The organism is Escherichia sp. 20412-1, from assembly GCF_003027595.1.
GTDB classification, from domain to species: domain Bacteria; phylum Pseudomonadota; class Gammaproteobacteria; order Enterobacterales; family Enterobacteriaceae; genus Escherichia; species Escherichia marmotae.
This window is the reverse complement of record NZ_PYQM01000019.1, coordinates 63,496-82,343: the sequence shown is the minus strand read 5'-3', so window position 1 is coordinate 82,343 and position 18,848 is coordinate 63,496. Positions and strand designations below refer to the sequence as shown.

Here is an 18,848-nt window from a genome sequence, read left to right as displayed (position 1 = left end):
GTGGAGGGGGTGGTGGCGGTGCATCGGCGTTAATCGTAAAGACGACTGTGTAATTGCTACCATTCTGCCGCTTCACCGCTTCGGTTTTACCGTTTTCGGTAAGATCGACCACCAACCGCAGCGTTTGCGCATCTTTTGGCGTGCCAGAGCGAATAGCTTTTACCAAATTATTGCCACTGAACAACAACGGTAGCCCCTGAATTACACCGGTTTGTTTAATATCCAGCGCCACAGTGCGTTTGCTTTGATGGCTAAAGGCATAATCAGGATCGCCAATAAAACTCAACGTTATCCGCGCCTGCTCACTGCCATTAGAAACCTGAATATCAGAGAGCGTAGCGGCACCAGCCTGTGCGCACAACAGCACCAATGCCGCCACCAACCAATTTTTGATGCGATACATCATCCCGCCACCTTTTAAAGGTTAACCGGCTAAACGCGCCAGCAACAATTCACCCGCAGAGGAAACAGCACTCACGCGCGCCTCACGGCCTTGTGCCTGATAATCAATGTGTATTTCGACATCCGGGTCAGGAAGAACACCTGTACCTTGTTGTGGCCATTCCACCAGGCAGATGGCATCGTGGGCAAAATAATCGCGGATCCCCATAAACTCCAGCTCCTCGGGATCGGCAAGGCGGTACAAATCAAAGTGATAAACCATTAATTTGTCGAGCGTATAGGGTTCGACCAGCGTATAGGTGGGGCTTTTGACATTACCCTGATGGCCCAGAGCTTGTAAAAAACCCCGGCTGAAGGTGGTTTTACCTGCCCCTAAATCGCCATACAGATAGATTACGGTAGCGCCATCGCAGGCTTTAGCTACCCGTTCGCCCAGGTCTAATGTTGCCTGCTCGTCAGGGAGCGGAATTACTCGATTCATCATGGTTTTTATCAGTCACTTCCGGGTTAACAATACGCTGTAGCGTGGAAAAGAGATCGGTTGCCAGCATCCCGCGCGTACCAAAACGCGCTGCCAGCACATCGGCCGCCGCACCGTGCGCAACACAACCGGCACAGGCAGCATCATACGGCGTCAGTTTCTGCCCTAACAATGCGCCAATAATACCAGAGAGCACATCGCCCATGCCGCCACTGGCCATACCTGCATTTCCGGCGTCAACAATACCTAACGCATCAGGATGTGCAGCGACCACGGTTCCGGCACCTTTCAGCACCGCTACACCACCATAACGTTGTACCAGACGTTGTGCGTAATGTAAGCGGTCACTTTCAATTTCAGCCACGGAACAGCCCAACAACCGTGCAGCCTCGCCAGGATGCGGCGTGATCACGCGATTGTGACGCTTATCGGGATTGATTGCCAGCAGGTTCAATGCATCGGCATCCCACAACATCGGTTTGCGAAAATTCTCGACTTTTTGTAGGGCTTTTTTCCCCCACTCTTGCTGACCCAGACCAGGGCCAATCACCACCACATCGGCCCATTCCAGGCTATCAGCTAAGGATTCCGCAGTCAGTTCGTATACCATCAATTCCGGGCGCGCGGTCAGCAACGGCGCAATGTTTTCACTGCGCGTCAGCACTCTGACCAAACCAGCACCAGCACGCAGCGCCGCTTCGCCCGCCATACGGATCGCGCCCGCCGTGCCGTGATCGCCACCGATAATCACCAGTCGCCCGTGATCGCCTTTATGTGATGTCGGGCGACGCGGTTTCAGCCAGTGAGAAAGTTGCGATGCGGAAAAGCGCTGAATTTTCGCCTCCTGAGTTGCCAGCCACCTATCCAGCCCCAGCGAGTCAAAATGCAGATCCCCGGTTACATCCCGCGCTTTCCCGGTTAGCAAGCCTGGTTTCAGGGCAATAAAGGTCACGGTGTGAGAGGCGTTGATCACCGCACCTGGCGTGGCTCCGGTTTGTGCTAACAGGCCGGAAGGAATATCAACTGCCACAATCGGCGCAGGATGAGTATTGGCATGATCGATTAATTTACTGATGGGTTCACGGGGCGCTTGCTGCAATCCGGTGCCGAGCAGCGCATCAACTATCAGATCCACCGACTCAGGCCAGACAATATTCGAAGCATGAATCTCGCCTCCCGCGTTTAACCATGCATCGCGCGCTTGTGCGGCCTCTTCTGGCAACGGTTTGTCGCTCTCCTGGGCCAGCAGCGTGACCTCAATGCCGATGGCTTTTGCCCGCCGCGCGACCACATACCCATCGCCACCGTTATTGCCATGACCGCACAGCACCAGCCAATGACGGGCGTCAGGATAAGCGGTACGACACACCTGAAACACGGCTTCCCCCGCACGAAGCATCAGTTCATAGAGCGTTAGCCCCAGCACATCCGCCGCCTCGCGTTCGCCACGGCGGATATCGTCGGCGTGCCAGACGGTGTGTGGTATACTTACGGGGTTTTTCTTCATTGTATGGTCCGTCATGTCAGAGCCCCTCGATCTCAATCAGTTAGCGCAAAAAATTAAACAGTGGGGGCTGGAACTGGGCTTTCAGCAAGTAGGTATTACCGATACCGATCTCAGCGAGTCCGAGCCAAAACTGCAAGCATGGCTGGACAAACAATACCATGGCGAAATGGACTGGATGGCGCGTCACGGTATGCTGCGCGCCCGCCCCCACGAGTTATTGCCCGGTACACTGCGCGTGATCAGCGTGCGGATGAATTATCTTCCTGCCAACGCCGCATTTGCCAGCACGCTGAAAAATCCCAAACTCGGCTATGTTAGCCGTTATGCGCTGGGCCGTGACTATCACAAACTTCTGCGCAACCGACTCAAAAAGCTGGGCGAGATGATTCAGCAACATTGTGTTTCGCTGAATTTTAGACCGTTTGTCGACTCTGCGCCTATTCTTGAGCGTCCGTTAGCTGAAAAAGCAGGTCTTGGCTGGACAGGTAAGCACTCACTTATTCTTAATCGCGAAGCTGGTTCGTTCTTCTTTTTAGGCGAACTGCTGGTTGATATTCCGCTACCTGTGGATCAACCGGTTGAGGAAGGATGTGGTAAATGCGTTGCCTGCATGACGATTTGCCCGACCGGAGCCATCGTGGAACCATATACCGTCGATGCTCGCCGCTGTATCTCTTATCTCACCATTGAACTGGAAGGAGCAATCCCGGAAGAACTACGGCCATTAATGGGAAACCGTATTTACGGTTGCGATGATTGTCAGCTTATCTGCCCGTGGAATCGCTATTCACAACTGACAACTGAAGATGATTTCAGCCCGCGTAAACCGTTACATGCGCCGGAGCTCATTGAGCTTTTTGCCTGGAGCGAAGAGAAGTTTTTAAAAGTCACGGAAGGATCAGCGATTAGGCGGATTGGTCACTTACGCTGGCTGCGAAATATCGCCGTAGCACTAGGAAATGCGCCCTGGGATGAAGCGATTCTGGCGGCACTGAACAGTCGGAAAGGTGAACACCCACTTCTCGATGAACACATAGAGTGGGCGATTGCGCAGCAAATCGAGCGACGAAATGCCTGCGTGGTCGAGGTGCAACTACCGAAAAAACAGCGTCTGGTTCGCGTGATAGAAAAAGGCCTACCACGTGACGCCTGATTCATCCACAGCTTGTGAATAAAATTAAAAACACATTGCAATTCAAGCCAGAAAAAATCGTCAAGTGATCAATACGACAAATCAAAACCTTATTTTTCAACTTAAATATCAACACGTTAAAAAATTACTATTCACCGTGCGAAGTTTTCCTGAAATTAAGATTACAGCCCGACACTGTGGATAACTCTGTTTACAAGAGTTTGTCAGAGATAACAAAAACCAGCAATAACGCATCGCATCGCTGTGGATATTTTATTGAGAGGAGAATTTGGAGCGGGAAACGAGACTCGAACTCGCGACCCCGACCTTGGCAAGGTCGTGCTCTACCAACTGAGCTATTCCCGCTTGGGTGGTCTGTGCTTTATAGCACTTTCAAATTTTGGAGCGGGAAACGAGACTCGAACTCGCGACCCCGACCTTGGCAAGGTCGTGCTCTACCAACTGAGCTATTCCCGCTTAATCTTCGTCTTTCAAATCGCTACTGCCTTGGCTGCCTTCACTCACCTTAGTCACTTACTTTTGTAAGCTCCGAAGGATTCGTTCAGTTGCCGCCTTGTCGCAATTCGAAATACTGCGATTGGGTGGTCTGTGCCTTTCAGCACTTTTCAAATTTTGGAGCGGGAAACGAGACTCGAACTCGCGACCCCGACCTTGGCAAGGTCGTGCTCTACCAACTGAGCTATTCCCGCGTACTACTTAATTTTTGCTTTCGTAATTTCGCATTTCTGCGTCGTTACGGGAGGCGCATTATACGAGAAATCTTTCCCTCTGCAACCCCCCTAAAAAAATTTTTTTGAGTTTTTATCTCAAGTGCTGAAATTATCGGCAAGACGTTCAATTTAGCGTCAAAATCACGCCGCCGCAAGTGGATTTCGGCGGTTACGTGACCAGGAAAAATTTTACATCTTGATGAAGTGCTCGCGGTAGTAAGCCAGTTCCGCCACCGATTCACGGATATCATCCATCGCCTGATGCGTCCCCTGTTTGGTAAAACCATCAAGAATTTCCGGCTTCCAACGGCGCGCCAGCTCTTTCAGCGTGCTGACATCGAGATAGCGGTAGTGGAAGTACGACTCCAGTTCCGGCATGTATTTGAACAGGAAGCGACGATCCTGACCAATACTGTTACCGCAGATCGGTGATTTTCCTGCTGGCACCCACTGTTTTAAGAACTCGAGCGTCGCCAGTTCCGCTTCCCGATCGCCCATCGTGCTCGCCTTCACACGCTCCACCAGCCCACTGGCGGTATGAGTGCGCACGTTCCAGTCATCCATCAACGCTAACTGTTCATCAGACTGGTGTACTGCAATGGTCGGCCCTTCTGCCAGAATATTCAGGTTGGCATCGGTCACCAGCGTGGCAATCTCAATAATGCGATCGCGCTCGGGATCCAGACCGGTCATCTCAAGATCGATCCAAATCAGGTTGTTTTCATTGGCACTCATGCTATTTTCCACCCATTCACAGTGACTATATTGATTCGCAATTGCGTGTATCATAGATGTTTTGCCCATCAGGGGCGACCAGGAGTCAGTACGATTGAGTAAAAATAAACTCTCCAAAGGCCAGCAGCGCCGTGTGAACGCCAATCACCAGCGTCGTCTTAAAACGTCTAAGGAGAAGCCCGACTACGACGACAATCTGTTTGGCGAGCCTGATGAAGGTATCGTCATCAGCCGTTTTGGCATGCATGCTGATGTGGAATCCGCCGATGGCGGAGTTCACCGCTGCAATATTCGCCGCACTATCCGTTCGCTGGTGACTGGCGATCGCGTTGTCTGGCGTCCGGGCAAACCGGCGGCGGAAGGTATTAATGTCAAAGGGATCGTTGAAGCGGTGCATGAGCGCACCTCGGTGTTGACGCGCCCGGATTTTTACGACGGCGTGAAGCCCATTGCCGCCAACATCGACCAGATCGTCATTGTCTCCGCCATTTTGCCGGAGCTGTCGCTCAATATTATCGACCGTTACCTGGTGGCCTGCGAAACCTTGCAGATTGAGCCGATTATTGTGCTCAACAAGATCGACCTGCTGGACGATGACGGTATGGCATTTGTCAACGAGCAGATGGATATTTACCGCAACATTGGTTATCGCGTATTAATGGTTTCCAGCCATACTCAGGATGGCCTGAAACCGCTGGAAGAGGCGTTGACCGGGCGGATCAGCATCTTTGCCGGGCAGTCTGGCGTCGGTAAATCCAGTCTGCTGAACGCGTTGCTGGGGCTGCAAAAAGAGATCCTGACCAACGATGTTTCGGACAACTCTGGTCTGGGTCAGCACACCACCACCGCCGCACGGCTGTATCACTTCCCGCACGGCGGTGATGTGATTGATTCCCCTGGCGTGCGTGAATTTGGTCTCTGGCACCTGGCACCGGAACAAATCACTCAAGGCTTTGTCGAATTTCATGATTACTTAGGCCTGTGTAAGTATCGCGATTGCAAACACGATACCGATCCGGGCTGCGCTATCCGTGAAGCGGTTGAAGATGGGAAAATCGCGGAAACTCGTTTCGAAAACTATCACCGTATTCTGGAAAGCATGGCGCAGGTAAAAACGCGTAAAAACTTTTCTGATACGGATGACTGACAATTAAGCTAACCGTCGTTAGAATCGTCCCCTTTTTTCAGGATCCGGCATGTACGCCGGATCAGGAACGACAAAACAATGGCCTGGAGGCTACCTTGTTAAATTCATTCAAACTTTCGCTACAGTATATTCTGCCGAAACTATGGCTTACTCGCCTGGCGGGTTGGGGTGCAAGCAAGCGGGCAGGATGGCTGACAAAACTGGTTATCGATCTGTTCGTTAAATACTACAAGGTCGACATGAAAGAGGCGCAGAAACCGGACACCGCCAGCTACCGTACCTTTAACGAATTTTTTGTCCGTCCGCTGCGTGACGATGTGCGCCCGGTCGATACCGACCCGAATGTTCTGGTCATGCCTGCCGATGGTGTTATCAGCCAGTTAGGTAAAATCGAAGAAGATAAAATCCTGCAAGCCAAAGGCCACAACTACAGTCTTGAAGCCCTGCTGGCGGGTAACTACCTGATGGCGGATCTCTTCCGCAACGGTACGTTTGTGACCACTTACCTCTCCCCGCGTGACTACCACCGCGTACATATGCCGTGCAACGGTATCCTGCGTGAGATGATCTACGTGCCGGGCGATCTCTTCTCGGTGAATCATCTCACAGCCCAGAACGTGCCAAATCTGTTTGCCCGTAACGAACGCGTAATCTGTCTCTTCGATACCGAATTCGGCCCGATGGCACAGATTCTGGTCGGTGCGACGATTGTTGGTAGCATTGAAACTGTCTGGGCAGGCACCATTACGCCACCGCGCGAAGGCATCATCAAACGCTGGACCTGGCCTGCCGGGGAAAACGACGATTCTGTGGCGCTACTGAAAGGCCAGGAAATGGGGCGCTTTAAACTCGGATCTACTGTTATCAACCTGTTTGCGCCGGGTAAAGTGAATCTGGTTGAGCAACAGGCAAGCCTTTCTGTCACTAAGATTGGTCAGCCGCTGGCTGTATCTACCGAAACCTTTGTTACGCCAGAAACTGAACCGGCCCCGCTTCCTGCTGAAGAGATCGAGGCAGAACACGACGCCAGCCCATTGGTTGACGACAAAAAAGACCAGATCTAATCCATCAAAGGAAACGCTGACGTGCGCCTGATTATCACTTTTCTGATGGCCTGGTGCCTCAGTTGGGGGGCGTACGCCGCGACGGCCCCCGATAGTAAACAAATCACCCAGGAACTGGAGCAGGCAAAAGCGGCGAAACCCGCGCAGCCGGAAGTCGTAGAGGCGCTCCAGTCTGCCTTAAATGCGCTTGAGGAACGTAAAGGTTCCCTTGAGCGCATCAAGCAATATCAAGAAGTCATTGATAACTACCCGAAACTCTCCGCTACTCTGCGCGCACAGTTAAACAATATGCGTGATGAGCCGCGCAGCGTGTCGCCGGGGATGTCTACCGACGCGCTGAATCAGGAAATACTCCAGGTCAGCAGTCAGTTGCTGGATAAAAGCCGTCAGGCCCAGCAAGAGCAGGAACGCGCCCGCGAGATTGCGGATTCGCTTAATCAATTACCACAACAGCAAACTGACGCCCGCCGCCAGTTGAATGAAATTGAGCGCCGACTGGGGACACTCACGGGAAATAGTCCGCTTAATCAGGCACAAAATTTCGCGTTGCAGGCCGACTCCGCACGTTTGAAATCATTGGTCGATGAACTCGAGCTGGCGCAACTTTCTGCCAATAACCGTCAGGAACTGGCTCGTCTGCGCTCGGCACTGGCAGAAAAAGAGAGTCAGCAACTGGATGCGTATTTGCAGGCCCTGCGCAACCAGTTGAACAGCCAACGCCAGCTTGAGGCAGAGCGGGCGCTGGAAAGCACTGAATTACTGGCAGAAAGCAGTGCCGATTTGCCGGAAGATATCGTTGCTCAATTCAAAATTAACCGTGAACTATCGGCGGCGTTGAATCAGCAAGCGCAGCGGATGGATCTCGTCGCCTCACAGCAGCGTCAGGCTGCCAGCCAGACGTTGCAAGTCCGGCAGGCGCTGAATACGCTGCGTGAACAGTCGCAATGGCTGGGTTCATCAAACTTGCTCGGTGAAGCACTGCGGGCGCAGGTGGCACGCCTGCCGGAAATGCCGAAACCGCAACAGCTTGATACCGAGATGGCTCAGTTGCGCGTGCAACGGTTGCATTATGAAGATCTCCTCAATAAACAGCCACAACTGCGACAGATCCTTCAGGCCGACGGCCAGCCGCTGACTGCCGAGCAAAACCGGATACTCGAAGCTCAATTGCGTACTCAGCGCGAGTTGCTTAACTCATTACTCCAGGGCGGCGACACGCTACTGCTTGAGCTAACCAAGCTGAAAGTTTCCAACGGGCAACTGGAAGATGCGCTGAAAGAGGTCAACGAAGCGACACACCGCTATCTGTTCTGGACCTCTGATGTGCGCCCGATGACCATCGCCTGGCCGTTGGAAATCGCCCAGGATCTGCGTCGTCTGATCTCGCTGGACACCTTCAGTCAGTTAGGTAAAGCCACCATGATGATGCTGACCAGCAAAGAGACTATTTTACCGCTGTTTGGCGCGTTGATTCTGGTCGGTTGCAGCATTTACTCGCGCCGCTATTTCACCCGTTTTCTTGAACGTTCGGCGGCTAAAGTCGGCAAAGTCACTCAGGATCATTTCTGGCTGACGTTACGGACGCTTTTCTGGTCGATCCTCGTCGCTTCGCCGCTACCAGTGCTGTGGATGACGCTGGGTTACGGCTTGCGCGAGGCGTGGCCTTATCCGCTGGCGGTAGCGATTGGCGATGGTGTAACGGCCACCGTGCCACTGCTGTGGGTGGTGATGATTTGCGCCACCTTTGCTCGCCCGAACGGCTTGTTTATCGCCCATTTCGGCTGGCCGCGCGAACGTGTTTCCCGTGGTATGCGCTACTACCTGATGAGCATTGGGCTTATCGTGCCACTGATTATGGCGCTGATGATGTTTGATAATCTCGACGACCGCGAGTTTTCCGGCTCACTGGGACGTCTTTGCTTTATCCTCATTTGCGGTGCACTGGCAGTGGTCACGCTCAGCCTGAAAAAAGCCGGGATCCCACTGTATCTTAACAAAGAAGGCAGTGGTGACAACATTGCCAACCATATGCTGTGGAACATGATGATTGGCGCGCCACTGGTCGCTATTCTCGCCGCAGCCGTGGGTTATCTGGCAACAGCGCAGGCTCTGCTGGCAAGGCTGGAAACATCGGTCGCCATCTGGTTCCTGTTACTGGTGATTTATCACGTTATCCGCCGCTGGATGCTGATCCAACGCCGCAGGTTGGCGTTTGACCGGGCGAAGCATCGCCGTGCTGAAATGCTGGCACAACGCGCGCGTGGCGAAGAAGAAGCGCATCATCACAGTAGCCCGGAAGGGGCGATTGAAGTGGATGAAAGCGAAGTCGATCTCGATGCTATCAGTGCACAATCCTTGCGGCTGGTGCGTTCAATCCTGATGCTGATCGCCCTTCTTTCAGTCATCGTGCTGTGGTCAGAAATTCATTCCGCTTTTGGCTTCCTCGAAAATATTTCGCTGTGGGATGTCACCTCCACAGTGCAGGGCGTGGAAAGTCTGGAACCGATTACTCTCGGTGCAGTGCTGATTGCCATTCTGGTGTTTATCATCACCACGCAACTAGTGCGCAACCTGCCCGCGCTGCTGGAACTGGCGATTTTGCAGCACCTTGATTTAACGCCAGGTACAGGTTACGCCATCACCACCATCACCAAATATCTGCTGATGCTGATTGGCGGGCTGGTCGGCTTCTCGATGATTGGTATTGAGTGGTCGAAATTGCAGTGGCTGGTCGCTGCACTCGGTGTTGGTCTCGGTTTTGGTTTGCAGGAGATTTTCGCCAACTTTATCTCTGGTCTGATTATCCTGTTCGAAAAACCGATTCGCATTGGCGATACGGTGACAATTCGCGATCTTACTGGCAGTGTGACGAAAATTAACACCCGCGCCACCACTATCAGCGACTGGGATCGCAAAGAGATTATTGTGCCGAACAAAGCGTTCATTACTGAGCAGTTTATCAACTGGTCGCTTTCTGACTCGGTCACGCGCGTGGTGTTGACGATTCCGGCTCCTGCCGATGCCAACAGTGAAGAAGTGACGGAAATCTTGCTAACCGCAGCGCGTCGCTGCTCGTTGGTCATCGACAACCCGGCACCGGAAGTCTTCCTGGTCGATCTACAACAGGGGATTCAGATTTTCGAGTTGCGTATTTACGCCGCGGAAATGGGTCACCGTATGCCGCTGCGCCACGAGATCCACCAGTTAATTCTGGCGGGCTTCCACGCCCACGGTATCGATATGCCATTCCCGCCGTTCCAGATGCGTCTGGAAAGTCTGAACGGTAAACAAACGGGCAGAACATTAACGTCTGCGGGTAAAGGGCGTCAGGCAGGAAGCTTGTAACGTGAGAAACTGCCGGAGGCGACTCTGGCAGTTTCAATCACCAACAAAACTGATAGCGCAGGAAAAACTGCCATAGCCAGTAGCCGAAGATCGCCAGTGCGGTGGCGTACATAAACCAGCCGCGTTTTTTTCGCCACTGCGTGAACCACAGAAAAGGGAAAAACAGCGGCAACGTCATTATCACACCGACATCGCGAGTATCGTCATTTTCCAGATGCTCCAACACATCGCAGATGTTGTTAATCCCGCGTCCATCAATCATCCATTCTTTGTCCAGCGTGGACAGTATCAGAATCCAGAGAACAGATACGAAGAACCAAATGCAGCATAAAATAAACTGATGTGCACTCATGACGTTTCAACCGACAGTTTCATTTCGCTAAAACGCATTCTGAACAAATCACCGTATCCGACCAATTCGCCACGAAAAACCAGGAACCTGATAAGGTAAGCGCAATAAATATCCGACAGGTTTCGCCACCGATTCCGGTCTCGATCTTTGAGGGTATTAATGGTATTGCCGACCACCATCGCTATTTTACGGGTGTGGCAGGCATCGAAAAAAGAGAGAATAGTCTGCTCTATTTCCGCTACATCCCCAGCAGAAAATTGCAGTGCTCTGACTTGATCTTCGGTTATCAGCGGGCCCCGACCCGTGCCATCCATGACATCTTCCTTTTCAGACAACTCATCGCCGGGCTGGCGATGAGTTGTTATTGCATACAATCAATCTAAGGTTAACTCAGGCTTATTCGCCATGCGGCCGCAATAGTTCTGGTAAATCGCCATTGCTAACAGCGAGAAGAAGACAGGGCCGCCAATCATCCACAATGTGCTATCCCAGTCTCCGGCTTCGACTACTGGCTGGATGATGGTAAAGACGTTAGCAAACGTCACCACCAATACGACAACCACTGTGGCAATCATTGCTGACATGTGCGTTTTGAAAATAACAAACGGTCTGTCGAGATCCTGACGCGCTTTAAAGAACGGGAATGCCAGGGCAAGGAACAGATACGGAATAGTCATGGAGACATTCGCCATCAGCGTCAGCTTGTTAAAGAACGCCGATGCGGTGCCGCCGCCAAACGAAACCAGCAGGATGAAGACAGTAACCAACCCGCACTGCATCCACATCGCAATAGACGGCATTCCCATCGCGTTCAGACGCGTCATTGGTTCCGGCCACAATGCTTTCGGCGTCCCCTGGATGATTGCTTTCAACGGCGAGTAGCAAAGCGTAAAGAACGCCCCCGTGTAAGCAAGGAACATCGAAAGTCCGGTAATACGCGCAAACCATACCCCCAGCGACAATGATGCTTCGGGCGACAAATGCAGTGCATTACCCAGCGTCATCCCAAGGCTCTTCATCAGTACATAAGTAATATTGCCAAGGTTAACCGAACCATTACTTAATACCTGCTGCCAGTTAGTGCTGACGCCCCATAAGAATATTGCCAGGGAATAACCAATCGAAATAACAATAGCGGCAAAAACAATACCTTTAGCAAAATTCTTTTCAGGATTTTCCGTTTTATCAACCAGACCGCCAACAGCTTCAATTCCACCGTAAGCGAAAATAGCAAATACGACAAAAGATAACATCGCCAGACCGGACTGATATCCCGGATTTGGAGATACCACAAAATTAATATCCTGTGCGAAATGACCACCATTTAATAACAAAATAGCAACGCTCACTAACAGTAATACTAAATTAAGACACATTACTGCTATACCACCTACCGCAGTAATACGGGCTATTTTATTAATCCCTTTTGAGGCGACGACGGTAACCAGAACCATCCATGCGACAGCCAACAGACCAACAACCTGCGTAGGCTCCAGCCCGGCAATACTCCAGTGCTGAGTCATGTCGCTACCATAGAGGAATGTTGAGAACGGCACCCAAACTTTAGCGGAAGTACTCACCATCCAGATGATATAAGAGGAAAACCACATAAAGGTGCCGATGAAAGCAAAACGTGGCCCAACGCTATTATTCATCCAGGAATAGATACCGCCCTCTTCTTTGCGATAGGCCGCCCCCATTTCAGCCATCATTAAGGCGAATGGAATAAAGAATAATAATGCAGAAAATATATAAAATGGAATCGCACTATAACCCATTAAATAATAAGCCGATGGGCTATTCGCAAAACCGAATACTGAAGTAAAGATCATCAATATGAGCCCAATTAGACTCATCTTTTTTATCGTGTGAGGCATGGAATCATCCTTCATTTCAGCGCATATATTAAACGCGCCAATTAACTGCACTACCCACCGATTGGCAGGCAACAATAAAACTAATACAGAATTGATACCTGGATGATAGCAAACATCCAGTCTTAAATTGTGCGCTTTAGCGGGAAAATGAAAACATCTGCTACAGAATGGCGTCAGCTACGCCATTCTGTGTTGCGATTGAGCTAGCTTTTCAGAATTATGCCCGGTCGACACTAAAGGCAATGACTTCCGCCAGTGTCTCAGCGCCCAATGCCAGCATCACCAGGCGGTCAACACCTAACGCCACGCCGGAACAGTCAGGCATACCAACTTCCAGGGCGTCAATCAGGTTCTGGTCGATAGGATGTTGTGGTAAACCACGCGCCGCACGTTTACGGTTATCCTGCTCAAAGCGTTGTTGCTGTTCACGAGCGTCCGTCAATTCATGGAAACCATTCGCCAGCTCAATACCTTTGTAGTAGACCTCGAAGCGTTCCGCGACCCGATGATCTTCCGTACTAATTTGTGCCAGTGATGCCTGGCTGGCCGGGAAATGGTACACAAACGTTGGTTTTTCTTTACCAATGTTCGGTTCCACGCCAAAGGTAAACAGCAGTTGCAGCAACGTGTCGCGGTCTTCTTCGGTGTCTGCAACGTTACTCAAGTCCAGTTTCGCCGCGACTTCTCGCAGTTGCGTTTTGTCAGCAGAAAGCGGGTCTATTTCCAGATAACGCAAGAAAGCTTGTTGATAAGAAAGGCTTTCTGCCGCCGGGCAGTCCAGCACCTGTTGCAAGAGGTCGTCCACCTCATTCATCAACCGATACATATCATAATGCGGTCGATACCACTCCAGCATAGTGAACTCAGGGTTGTGATAACGTCCCATCTCTTCATTACGGAAGCTGCGGCACAACTGGAATACCGGACCACAACCGGCAACCAACAGGCGTTTCATGTGGTATTCCGGGCTGGTCATTAACCAGAGATTCATCCCCTGCGAGTGCCCGGGGCCTACGAAACGTGTCTCAAACGGGACCAAATGAATATCGGTTACCGTCGCCTGGCTCATACAAGGCGTCTCCACCTCCAGCACTCCACGATCGGCAAAGAAACGACGGATCTCCGCCATAATCGCCGCGCGTTTTAATAAGTTAGGAATGGATGCGCTCGGCTGCCAGGATGCCGTTTCGCTCATAGTAAAATCTCCAGTTTTTGACAAGGGCACGAAGTCTACTCGCAACGCGACGGCGAGACAAATTTTACGCAGAAATCAATCAACGGTGGGCAGTGACTAAAAAAACCGCAATATGATGGTTTAGTAATTAAATTAATCATCTTCAGTGATAATTTAGCCTCCCGGCACGCTAAAAAAATCGATCTCGTCAAATTTCAGACTTATCCATCAGACTATACTGTTGTACCTATAAAGGAGCAGTGGAATAGCGTTCGCAGACCGTAGCTTTCAGACACTTACCCTGAAGTACGGTGCTGCGGGATAAAAACAATCTGGAGGAATGTCGTGCAAACCTTTCAAGCCGATCTTGCCATTGTAGGTGCCGGTGGCGCGGGATTACGTGCTGCAATTGCTGCCGCGCAGGCAAATCCAAATGCAAAAATCGCACTAATCTCAAAAGTATACCCGATGCGCAGCCATACCGTTGCCGCAGAAGGGGGCTCCGCCGCTGTCGCGCAGGATCATGACAGCTTCGAATATCACTTTCACGATACAGTAGCGGGTGGCGACTGGTTGTGTGAGCAGGATGTCGTGGATTATTTCGTCCACCACTGCCCAACTGAAATGACTCAACTGGAACTGTGGGGATGCCCATGGAGCCGTCGCCCGGATGGTAGCGTCAACGTACGTCGCTTCGGCGGTATGAAAATCGAGCGTACCTGGTTCGCCGCCGATAAGACAGGCTTCCATATGCTGCACACGCTGTTCCAGACCTCTCTGCAATTCCCGCAGATCCAGCGTTTTGATGAACACTTCGTGCTGGATATTCTGGTCGATGATGGTCACGTTCGCGGCCTGGTGGCAATGAACATGATGGAAGGTACGCTGGTGCAAATCCGTGCTAATGCGGTGGTTATGGCTACCGGCGGCGCGGGTCGCGTATATCGCTACAACACCAACGGCGGCATTGTTACTGGCGACGGTATGGGCATGGCACTGAGCCACGGCGTTCCGCTGCGTGACATGGAATTCGTTCAATATCACCCGACCGGTCTGCCGGGTTCCGGTATCCTGATGACCGAAGGTTGCCGCGGTGAAGGCGGTATTCTGGTCAACAAAAATGGCTACCGTTATCTGCAAGATTACGGCATGGGCCCGGAAACTCCGCTGGGCGAGCCGAAAAACAAATATATGGAACTGGGTCCGCGCGACAAAGTTTCTCAGGCCTTCTGGCACGAATGGCGTAAAGACAACACCATCTCCACACCACGCGGCGATGTGGTATACCTCGACCTGCGTCACCTGGGTGAGAAAAAACTGCACGAACGTCTGCCGTTTATCTGCGAACTGGCAAAAGCATACGTTGGCGTCGATCCGGTTAAAGAACCGATTCCGGTACGTCCGACCGCGCACTACACCATGGGCGGTATCGAAACCGATCAGAACTGCGAAACCCGTATTAAGGGTCTGTTCGCCGTCGGTGAATGTTCCTCTGTAGGTCTGCACGGTGCAAACCGTCTGGGATCCAACTCACTGGCAGAACTGGTGGTCTTCGGTCGTCTGGCCGGTGAGCAAGCTATGGAGCGCGCATCTACCGCTGGTAATGGCAACGATGCGGCAATCAATGCACAGGCTACTGCCGTTGAACAGCGTCTGAAAGATCTGGTTAACCAGGACGGCGGCGAAAACTGGGCGAAGATCCGCGACGAAATGGGCATGGCCATGGAAGAAGGCTGCGGTATCTACCGTACGCCGGAACTGATGCAGAAAACCATCGACAAACTGGCGGAGCTGCAAGAACGCTTCAAGCGCGTGCGCATCACCGACACCTCCAGCGTGTTCAATACCGACCTGCTCTACACCATCGAGCTGGGCCACGGTCTGAACGTTGCCGAATGTATGGCGCACTCCGCAATGGCGCGTAAAGAGTCTCGCGGCGCGCACCAGCGTCTGGACGAAGGTTGCACCGAGCGTGACGACGTCAACTTCCTCAAACACACCCTCGCCTTCCGCGATGCTGATGGCACTACTCGCCTGGAGTACAGCGACGTGAAGATTACTACGCTGCCGCCAGCTAAACGCGTTTACGGTGGCGAAGCGGATGCAGCCGATAAGGCGGAAGCAGCCAATAAGAAGGAGAAGGCGAATGGCTGAGATGAAGAACCTGAAAATCGAGGTGGTGCGCTATAACCCGGAAGTCGATACCGCACCGCATAGCGCATTTTATGAAGTGCCTTATGACGCAACCACCTCATTACTGGATGCGCTGGGCTATATCAAAGACAACCTGGCACCGGATCTGAGCTACCGCTGGTCCTGCCGTATGGCGATTTGTGGTTCCTGCGGCATGATGGTCAACAACGTGCCGAAACTGGCATGTAAAACCTTCCTGCGTGACTACACCGACGGTATGAAGGTTGAAGCGCTAGCTAACTTCCCGATCGAACGCGATCTGGTCGTCGATATGACCCACTTCATCGAAAGTCTGGAAGCGATCAAACCATACATCATTGGCAACTCCCGCACCGCGGATCAGGGTACTAACATCCAGACCCCGGCGCAGATGGCGAAGTATCATCAGTTCTCCGGTTGCATCAACTGTGGTCTGTGCTACGCCGCGTGCCCGCAGTTTGGCCTGAACCCAGAGTTCATCGGTCCGGCTGCCATTACGCTGGCGCATCGTTATAACGAAGATAGCCGCGACCACGGTAAGAAGGAGCGTATGGCGCAGTTGAACAGCCAGAACGGCGTATGGAGCTGTACTTTCGTGGGCTACTGCTCCGAAGTCTGCCCGAAACACGTCGATCCGGCTGCGGCCATTCAGCAGGGCAAAGTAGAAAGTTCGAAAGACTTTCTTATCGCGACCCTGAAACCACGCTAAGGAGTGCAACATGACGACTAAACGTAAACCGTATGTACGGCCAATGACGTCCACCTGGTGGAAAAAATTGCCGTTTTATCGCTTTTACATGCTGCGCGAAGGCACGGCGGTTCCGGCTGTGTGGTTCAGCATTGAACTGATTTTCGGGCTGTTTGCCCTGAAAAATGGCCCGGAAGCCTGGGCGGGATTCGTCGACTTTTTACAAAACCCGGTTATCGTGATCATTAACCTGATCACTCTGGCGGCAGCTCTGCTGCACACCAAAACCTGGTTTGAACTGGCACCGAAAGCGGCCAATATCATTGTAAAAGACGAAAAAATGGGACCAGAGCCAATTATCAAAAGTCTCTGGGCGGTAACCGTGGTTGCCACCATCGTAATCCTGTTTGTAGCCCTGTACTGGTAAGGAGCCTGAGATGATTAATCCAAATCCAAAGCGTTCTGACGAACCGGTATTCTGGGGCCTTTTCGGGGCCGGTGGTATGTGGAGCGCAATCATTGCACCGGTAATGATCCTGCTGGTCGGCATTATGCTGCCGCTGGGACTGTTTCCGGGTGATGCTCTGAGCTACGAACGCGTTCTGGCGTTCGCGCAGAGCTTCATTGGTCGCGTATTCCTGTTCCTGATGATCGTTCTGCCGCTGTGGTGTGGTTTACACCGTATGCACCACGCGATGCACGATCTGAAAATCCACGTGCCTGCGGGCAAATGGGTTTTCTACGGTCTGGCTGCTATCCTGACAGTTGTCACGCTGATTGGTGTCGTTACAATCTAACGCATCGCCAATGTAAATCCGGCCCGCCTATGGCGGGCCGTTTTGTATGGGAACCAGACCTTATGCTCAAAATGACGCTCTGCGCCTTACTGATTACCGCCTCTTGCTCCGCACTTGCCGCCCCCCAACAGCTCAACGATATTGTGCATCGCACAATGACTCCGCTTATAGAACAACAAAAAATCCCGGGCATGGCCGTTGCAGTGATTTATCAGGGCAAACCTTATTACTTTACCTGGGGCTATGCGGACGTAGATAAAAAGCAGCCCGTCACGCAGCAAACGTTGTTTGAGTTAGGCTCGGTCAGCAAAACATTTACGGGCGTACTTGGTGGCGACACTATTGCTCGAGGGGAAATAAATCTAAGCGATCCCGTCACAAAATACTGGCCTGAACTTACCGCTAAACAGTGGAACGGGATCACGCTATTACATCTCGCAACCTACACCGCTGGCGGCCTGCCATTGCAAGTGCCGGATGACGTTAAATCCTCAAGCGACTTGCTGTGCTTCTATCAAAACTGGCAGCCTGACTGGACGCCAGGAACACAACGTCTGTATGCCAACTCCAGTATCGGTTTATTCGGCTCGCTAGCTGTGAAGCCGTCTGGTTTGAGCTTTGAACAGGCAATGGATACCCGTGTCTTCCAGCCACTCAAACTCACCCATACGTGGATTAATGTGCCGCCTGCAGAAGAAAAGAATTACGCCTGGGGATATCGCGAAGGTAAGGCGGTGCATGTTTCGCCAGGGGCGTTAGATGCTGAAGCTTACGGTGTGAAATCGACGATTGAAGACATGGCCCGCTGGCTACAAAGCAATATAGATCCTCGTAATATCAACGACAAAACACTTCAGCAAGGTATCCAACTGGCGCAATCTCGCTACTGGAAAATTGGCGATATGTATCAAGGCCTGGGCTGGGAAATGCTGGACTGGCCGGTAAATCCTGACAGCATCATTAATGGCAGCGACAATAAAATTGCACTGGCAGCACGACCAGTAAAAGCGATTACGCCCCCTGCTCCTGCTGTGCGCGCATCATGGGTACATAAAACAGGGGCGACCGGCGGATTTGGTAGCTATGTCGCATTTATCCCAGAAAAAGAGTTGGGTATTGTGGATGCTGGCTAACAAAAACTATCCAAACCCGGTGAGAGTCGCCGCCGCCTGGCAGATCCTCAACGCTTTGCAATAACAACGAAGATGGCCCGAATTTACGGGCCTTTTCTCCGCTTTTCCTTG

General features: G+C 52.0%; 16 protein-coding genes, 3 tRNA genes and 1 pseudogene. 9 read left to right on the top strand and 11 right to left on the bottom strand.

What is annotated here, in order from left to right; genetic code table 11:
• The 3 genes from C7B16_RS14405 to nnr all read right to left on the bottom strand — a co-directional run.
• Positions 1 to 406 (bottom strand): AMIN domain-containing protein (locus C7B16_RS14405; protein ID WP_324782219.1); only part of this gene is annotated, 406 nt, incomplete at its 3' end.
• Positions 407 to 424: 18 nt separating this feature from the next.
• Entirely contained in the window at positions 425 to 886 is a 462-nt protein-coding gene (gene tsaE, locus C7B16_RS14400; protein WP_000981973.1) for a tRNA (adenosine(37)-N6)-threonylcarbamoyltransferase complex ATPase subunit type 1 TsaE, read from the bottom strand.
• Positions 858 to 2,405, bottom strand: coding sequence for a bifunctional ADP-dependent NAD(P)H-hydrate dehydratase/NAD(P)H-hydrate epimerase (gene nnr, locus C7B16_RS14395; RefSeq protein ID WP_107179846.1), 1,548 nt, complete (start codon positions 2,403 to 2,405; stop codon positions 858 to 860). Before nnr ends, tsaE begins: the two co-directional genes overlap by 29 nt.
• On the opposite strand from nnr, the gene queG reads away from it, so the two are divergent.
• The gene (gene queG / locus C7B16_RS14390; protein ID WP_001294210.1) at positions 2,404 to 3,543 is read left to right on the top strand and encodes a tRNA epoxyqueuosine(34) reductase QueG; all 1,140 of its coding nucleotides are present in this window, start codon (positions 2,404 to 2,406) and stop codon (positions 3,541 to 3,543) included. The two genes, nnr and queG, sit on opposite strands and share 2 nt — an antisense overlap.
• Positions 3,544 to 3,812: 269 nt before the next feature.
• Here queG and C7B16_RS14385 read toward each other — a convergent pair.
• From C7B16_RS14385 to orn, 4 genes are all read right to left on the bottom strand, one after another.
• A tRNA-Gly gene (locus tag C7B16_RS14385) sits at positions 3,813 to 3,888 on the bottom strand.
• A gap of 35 nt (positions 3,889 to 3,923) precedes the next feature.
• A tRNA-Gly gene (locus tag C7B16_RS14380) sits at positions 3,924 to 3,999 on the bottom strand.
• 157 nt (positions 4,000 to 4,156) lie between these two features.
• Positions 4,157 to 4,232: transfer RNA gene (locus tag C7B16_RS14375), tRNA-Gly, on the bottom strand.
• A 210-nt stretch (positions 4,233 to 4,442) separates the two neighbouring features.
• The gene (gene orn, locus C7B16_RS14370) at positions 4,443 to 4,988 is read right to left on the bottom strand and encodes an oligoribonuclease (protein WP_001517620.1); all 546 of its coding nucleotides are present in this window, start codon (positions 4,986 to 4,988) and stop codon (positions 4,443 to 4,445) included.
• Positions 4,989 to 5,082: 94 nt separating this feature from the next.
• Between orn and rsgA the strand changes: the two genes are divergently transcribed.
• The 3 genes from rsgA (at position 5,083) to mscM (ending at position 10,544) form a co-directional block, all read left to right on the top strand.
• Positions 5,083 to 6,135: a small ribosomal subunit biogenesis GTPase RsgA gene (rsgA, locus tag C7B16_RS14365; protein ID WP_107179845.1), complete on the top strand. Its 1,053-nt coding sequence runs from the start codon at positions 5,083 to 5,085 to the stop codon at positions 6,133 to 6,135.
• A 95-nt stretch (positions 6,136 to 6,230) separates the two neighbouring features.
• On the top strand, positions 6,231 to 7,199 hold the full coding sequence (gene asd / locus C7B16_RS14360; protein WP_107179844.1) for an archaetidylserine decarboxylase: 969 nt from the start codon (positions 6,231 to 6,233) through the stop codon (positions 7,197 to 7,199).
• Positions 7,200 to 7,220: 21 nt separating this feature from the next.
• The gene (mscM, locus tag C7B16_RS14355; protein ID WP_001236833.1) at positions 7,221 to 10,544 is read left to right on the top strand and encodes a miniconductance mechanosensitive channel MscM; all 3,324 of its coding nucleotides are present in this window, start codon (positions 7,221 to 7,223) and stop codon (positions 10,542 to 10,544) included.
• A 37-nt stretch (positions 10,545 to 10,581) separates the two neighbouring features.
• On the opposite strand, the gene C7B16_RS14350 is transcribed toward mscM, so the two are convergent.
• The 4 genes from C7B16_RS14350 to epmA all read right to left on the bottom strand — a co-directional run bounded on the left by C7B16_RS14350 (position 10,582) and on the right by epmA (position 13,968).
• Positions 10,582 to 10,896 carry a YjeO family protein gene (locus C7B16_RS14350; RefSeq protein WP_001272717.1) on the bottom strand — a complete coding sequence of 105 codons (315 nt, stop codon included), beginning with the start codon at positions 10,894 to 10,896 and terminating at the stop codon, positions 10,582 to 10,584.
• Positions 10,893 to 11,210: a protein YjeN gene (gene yjeN, locus C7B16_RS14345; RefSeq protein ID WP_000349123.1), complete on the bottom strand. Its 318-nt coding sequence runs from the start codon at positions 11,208 to 11,210 to the stop codon at positions 10,893 to 10,895. Before yjeN ends, C7B16_RS14350 begins: the two co-directional genes overlap by 4 nt.
• Before the next feature lie 60 nt (positions 11,211 to 11,270).
• A complete protein-coding gene (gene yjeM / locus C7B16_RS14340; protein WP_016262797.1) occupies positions 11,271 to 12,773 on the bottom strand; it encodes a glutamate/gamma-aminobutyrate family transporter YjeM in 1,503 nt (500 codons plus the stop codon).
• A gap of 217 nt (positions 12,774 to 12,990) precedes the next feature.
• On the bottom strand, positions 12,991 to 13,968 hold the full coding sequence (gene epmA / locus C7B16_RS14335) for an elongation factor P--(R)-beta-lysine ligase (RefSeq protein ID WP_000004769.1): 978 nt from the start codon (positions 13,966 to 13,968) through the stop codon (positions 12,991 to 12,993).
• 324 nt (positions 13,969 to 14,292) lie between these two features.
• On the opposite strand from epmA, the gene frdA reads away from it, so the two are divergent.
• From frdA to C7B16_RS14310, 5 genes and pseudogenes are all read left to right on the top strand, one after another.
• Entirely contained in the window at positions 14,293 to 16,101 is a 1,809-nt protein-coding gene (gene frdA / locus C7B16_RS14330) for a fumarate reductase (quinol) flavoprotein subunit (RefSeq protein WP_107179843.1), read from the top strand.
• Positions 16,094 to 16,828 (top strand): fumarate reductase iron-sulfur protein, encoded by a 735-nt coding sequence (frdB, locus tag C7B16_RS14325; RefSeq protein ID WP_000829498.1) that lies wholly within the window; start codon positions 16,094 to 16,096, stop codon positions 16,826 to 16,828. The genes frdA and frdB overlap by 8 nt, the downstream gene beginning before the upstream one ends.
• 10 nt (positions 16,829 to 16,838) lie before the next feature.
• Complete coding sequence (gene frdC / locus C7B16_RS14320) at positions 16,839 to 17,234, top strand: fumarate reductase subunit FrdC (RefSeq protein WP_000208757.1); 396 nt, start codon at positions 16,839 to 16,841, stop codon at positions 17,232 to 17,234.
• Between the two features lie 10 nt (positions 17,235 to 17,244).
• Positions 17,245 to 17,604 (top strand): fumarate reductase subunit FrdD, encoded by a 360-nt coding sequence (gene frdD / locus C7B16_RS14315; protein ID WP_000609664.1) that lies wholly within the window; start codon positions 17,245 to 17,247, stop codon positions 17,602 to 17,604.
• A 62-nt stretch (positions 17,605 to 17,666) separates the two neighbouring features.
• A pseudogene (locus C7B16_RS14310) lies at positions 17,667 to 18,801 on the top strand (BlaEC family class C beta-lactamase).
• The last annotated feature ends 47 nt before the right edge of the window (positions 18,802 to 18,848 follow it).

Bases quoted from the DNA above. Each gene is read 5' to 3' on its own strand.
- yjeM (WP_016262797.1), bottom strand. From the start codon at position 12,773: ATGCCTCACACGATAAAAAAGATGAGTCTAATTGGGCTCATATTGATG.
- nnr (WP_107179846.1), bottom strand. From the start codon at position 2,405: ATGACGGACCATACAATGAAGAAAAACCCCGTAAGTATACCACACACC.
- queG (WP_001294210.1), top strand. From the start codon at position 2,404: ATGTCAGAGCCCCTCGATCTCAATCAGTTAGCGCAAAAAATTAAACAG.
- epmA (WP_000004769.1), bottom strand. From the start codon at position 13,968: ATGAGCGAAACGGCATCCTGGCAGCCGAGCGCATCCATTCCTAACTTA.
- yjeN (WP_000349123.1), bottom strand. From the start codon at position 11,210: ATGGATGGCACGGGTCGGGGCCCGCTGATAACCGAAGATCAAGTCAGA.
- frdD (WP_000609664.1), top strand. From the start codon at position 17,245: ATGATTAATCCAAATCCAAAGCGTTCTGACGAACCGGTATTCTGGGGC.
- tsaE (WP_000981973.1), bottom strand. From the start codon at position 886: ATGATGAATCGAGTAATTCCGCTCCCTGACGAGCAGGCAACATTAGAC.
- frdC (WP_000208757.1), top strand. From the start codon at position 16,839: ATGACGACTAAACGTAAACCGTATGTACGGCCAATGACGTCCACCTGG.
- frdB (WP_000829498.1), top strand. From the start codon at position 16,094: ATGGCTGAGATGAAGAACCTGAAAATCGAGGTGGTGCGCTATAACCCG.
- C7B16_RS14350 (WP_001272717.1), bottom strand. From the start codon at position 10,896: ATGAGTGCACATCAGTTTATTTTATGCTGCATTTGGTTCTTCGTATCT.
- orn (WP_001517620.1), bottom strand. From the start codon at position 4,988: ATGAGTGCCAATGAAAACAACCTGATTTGGATCGATCTTGAGATGACC.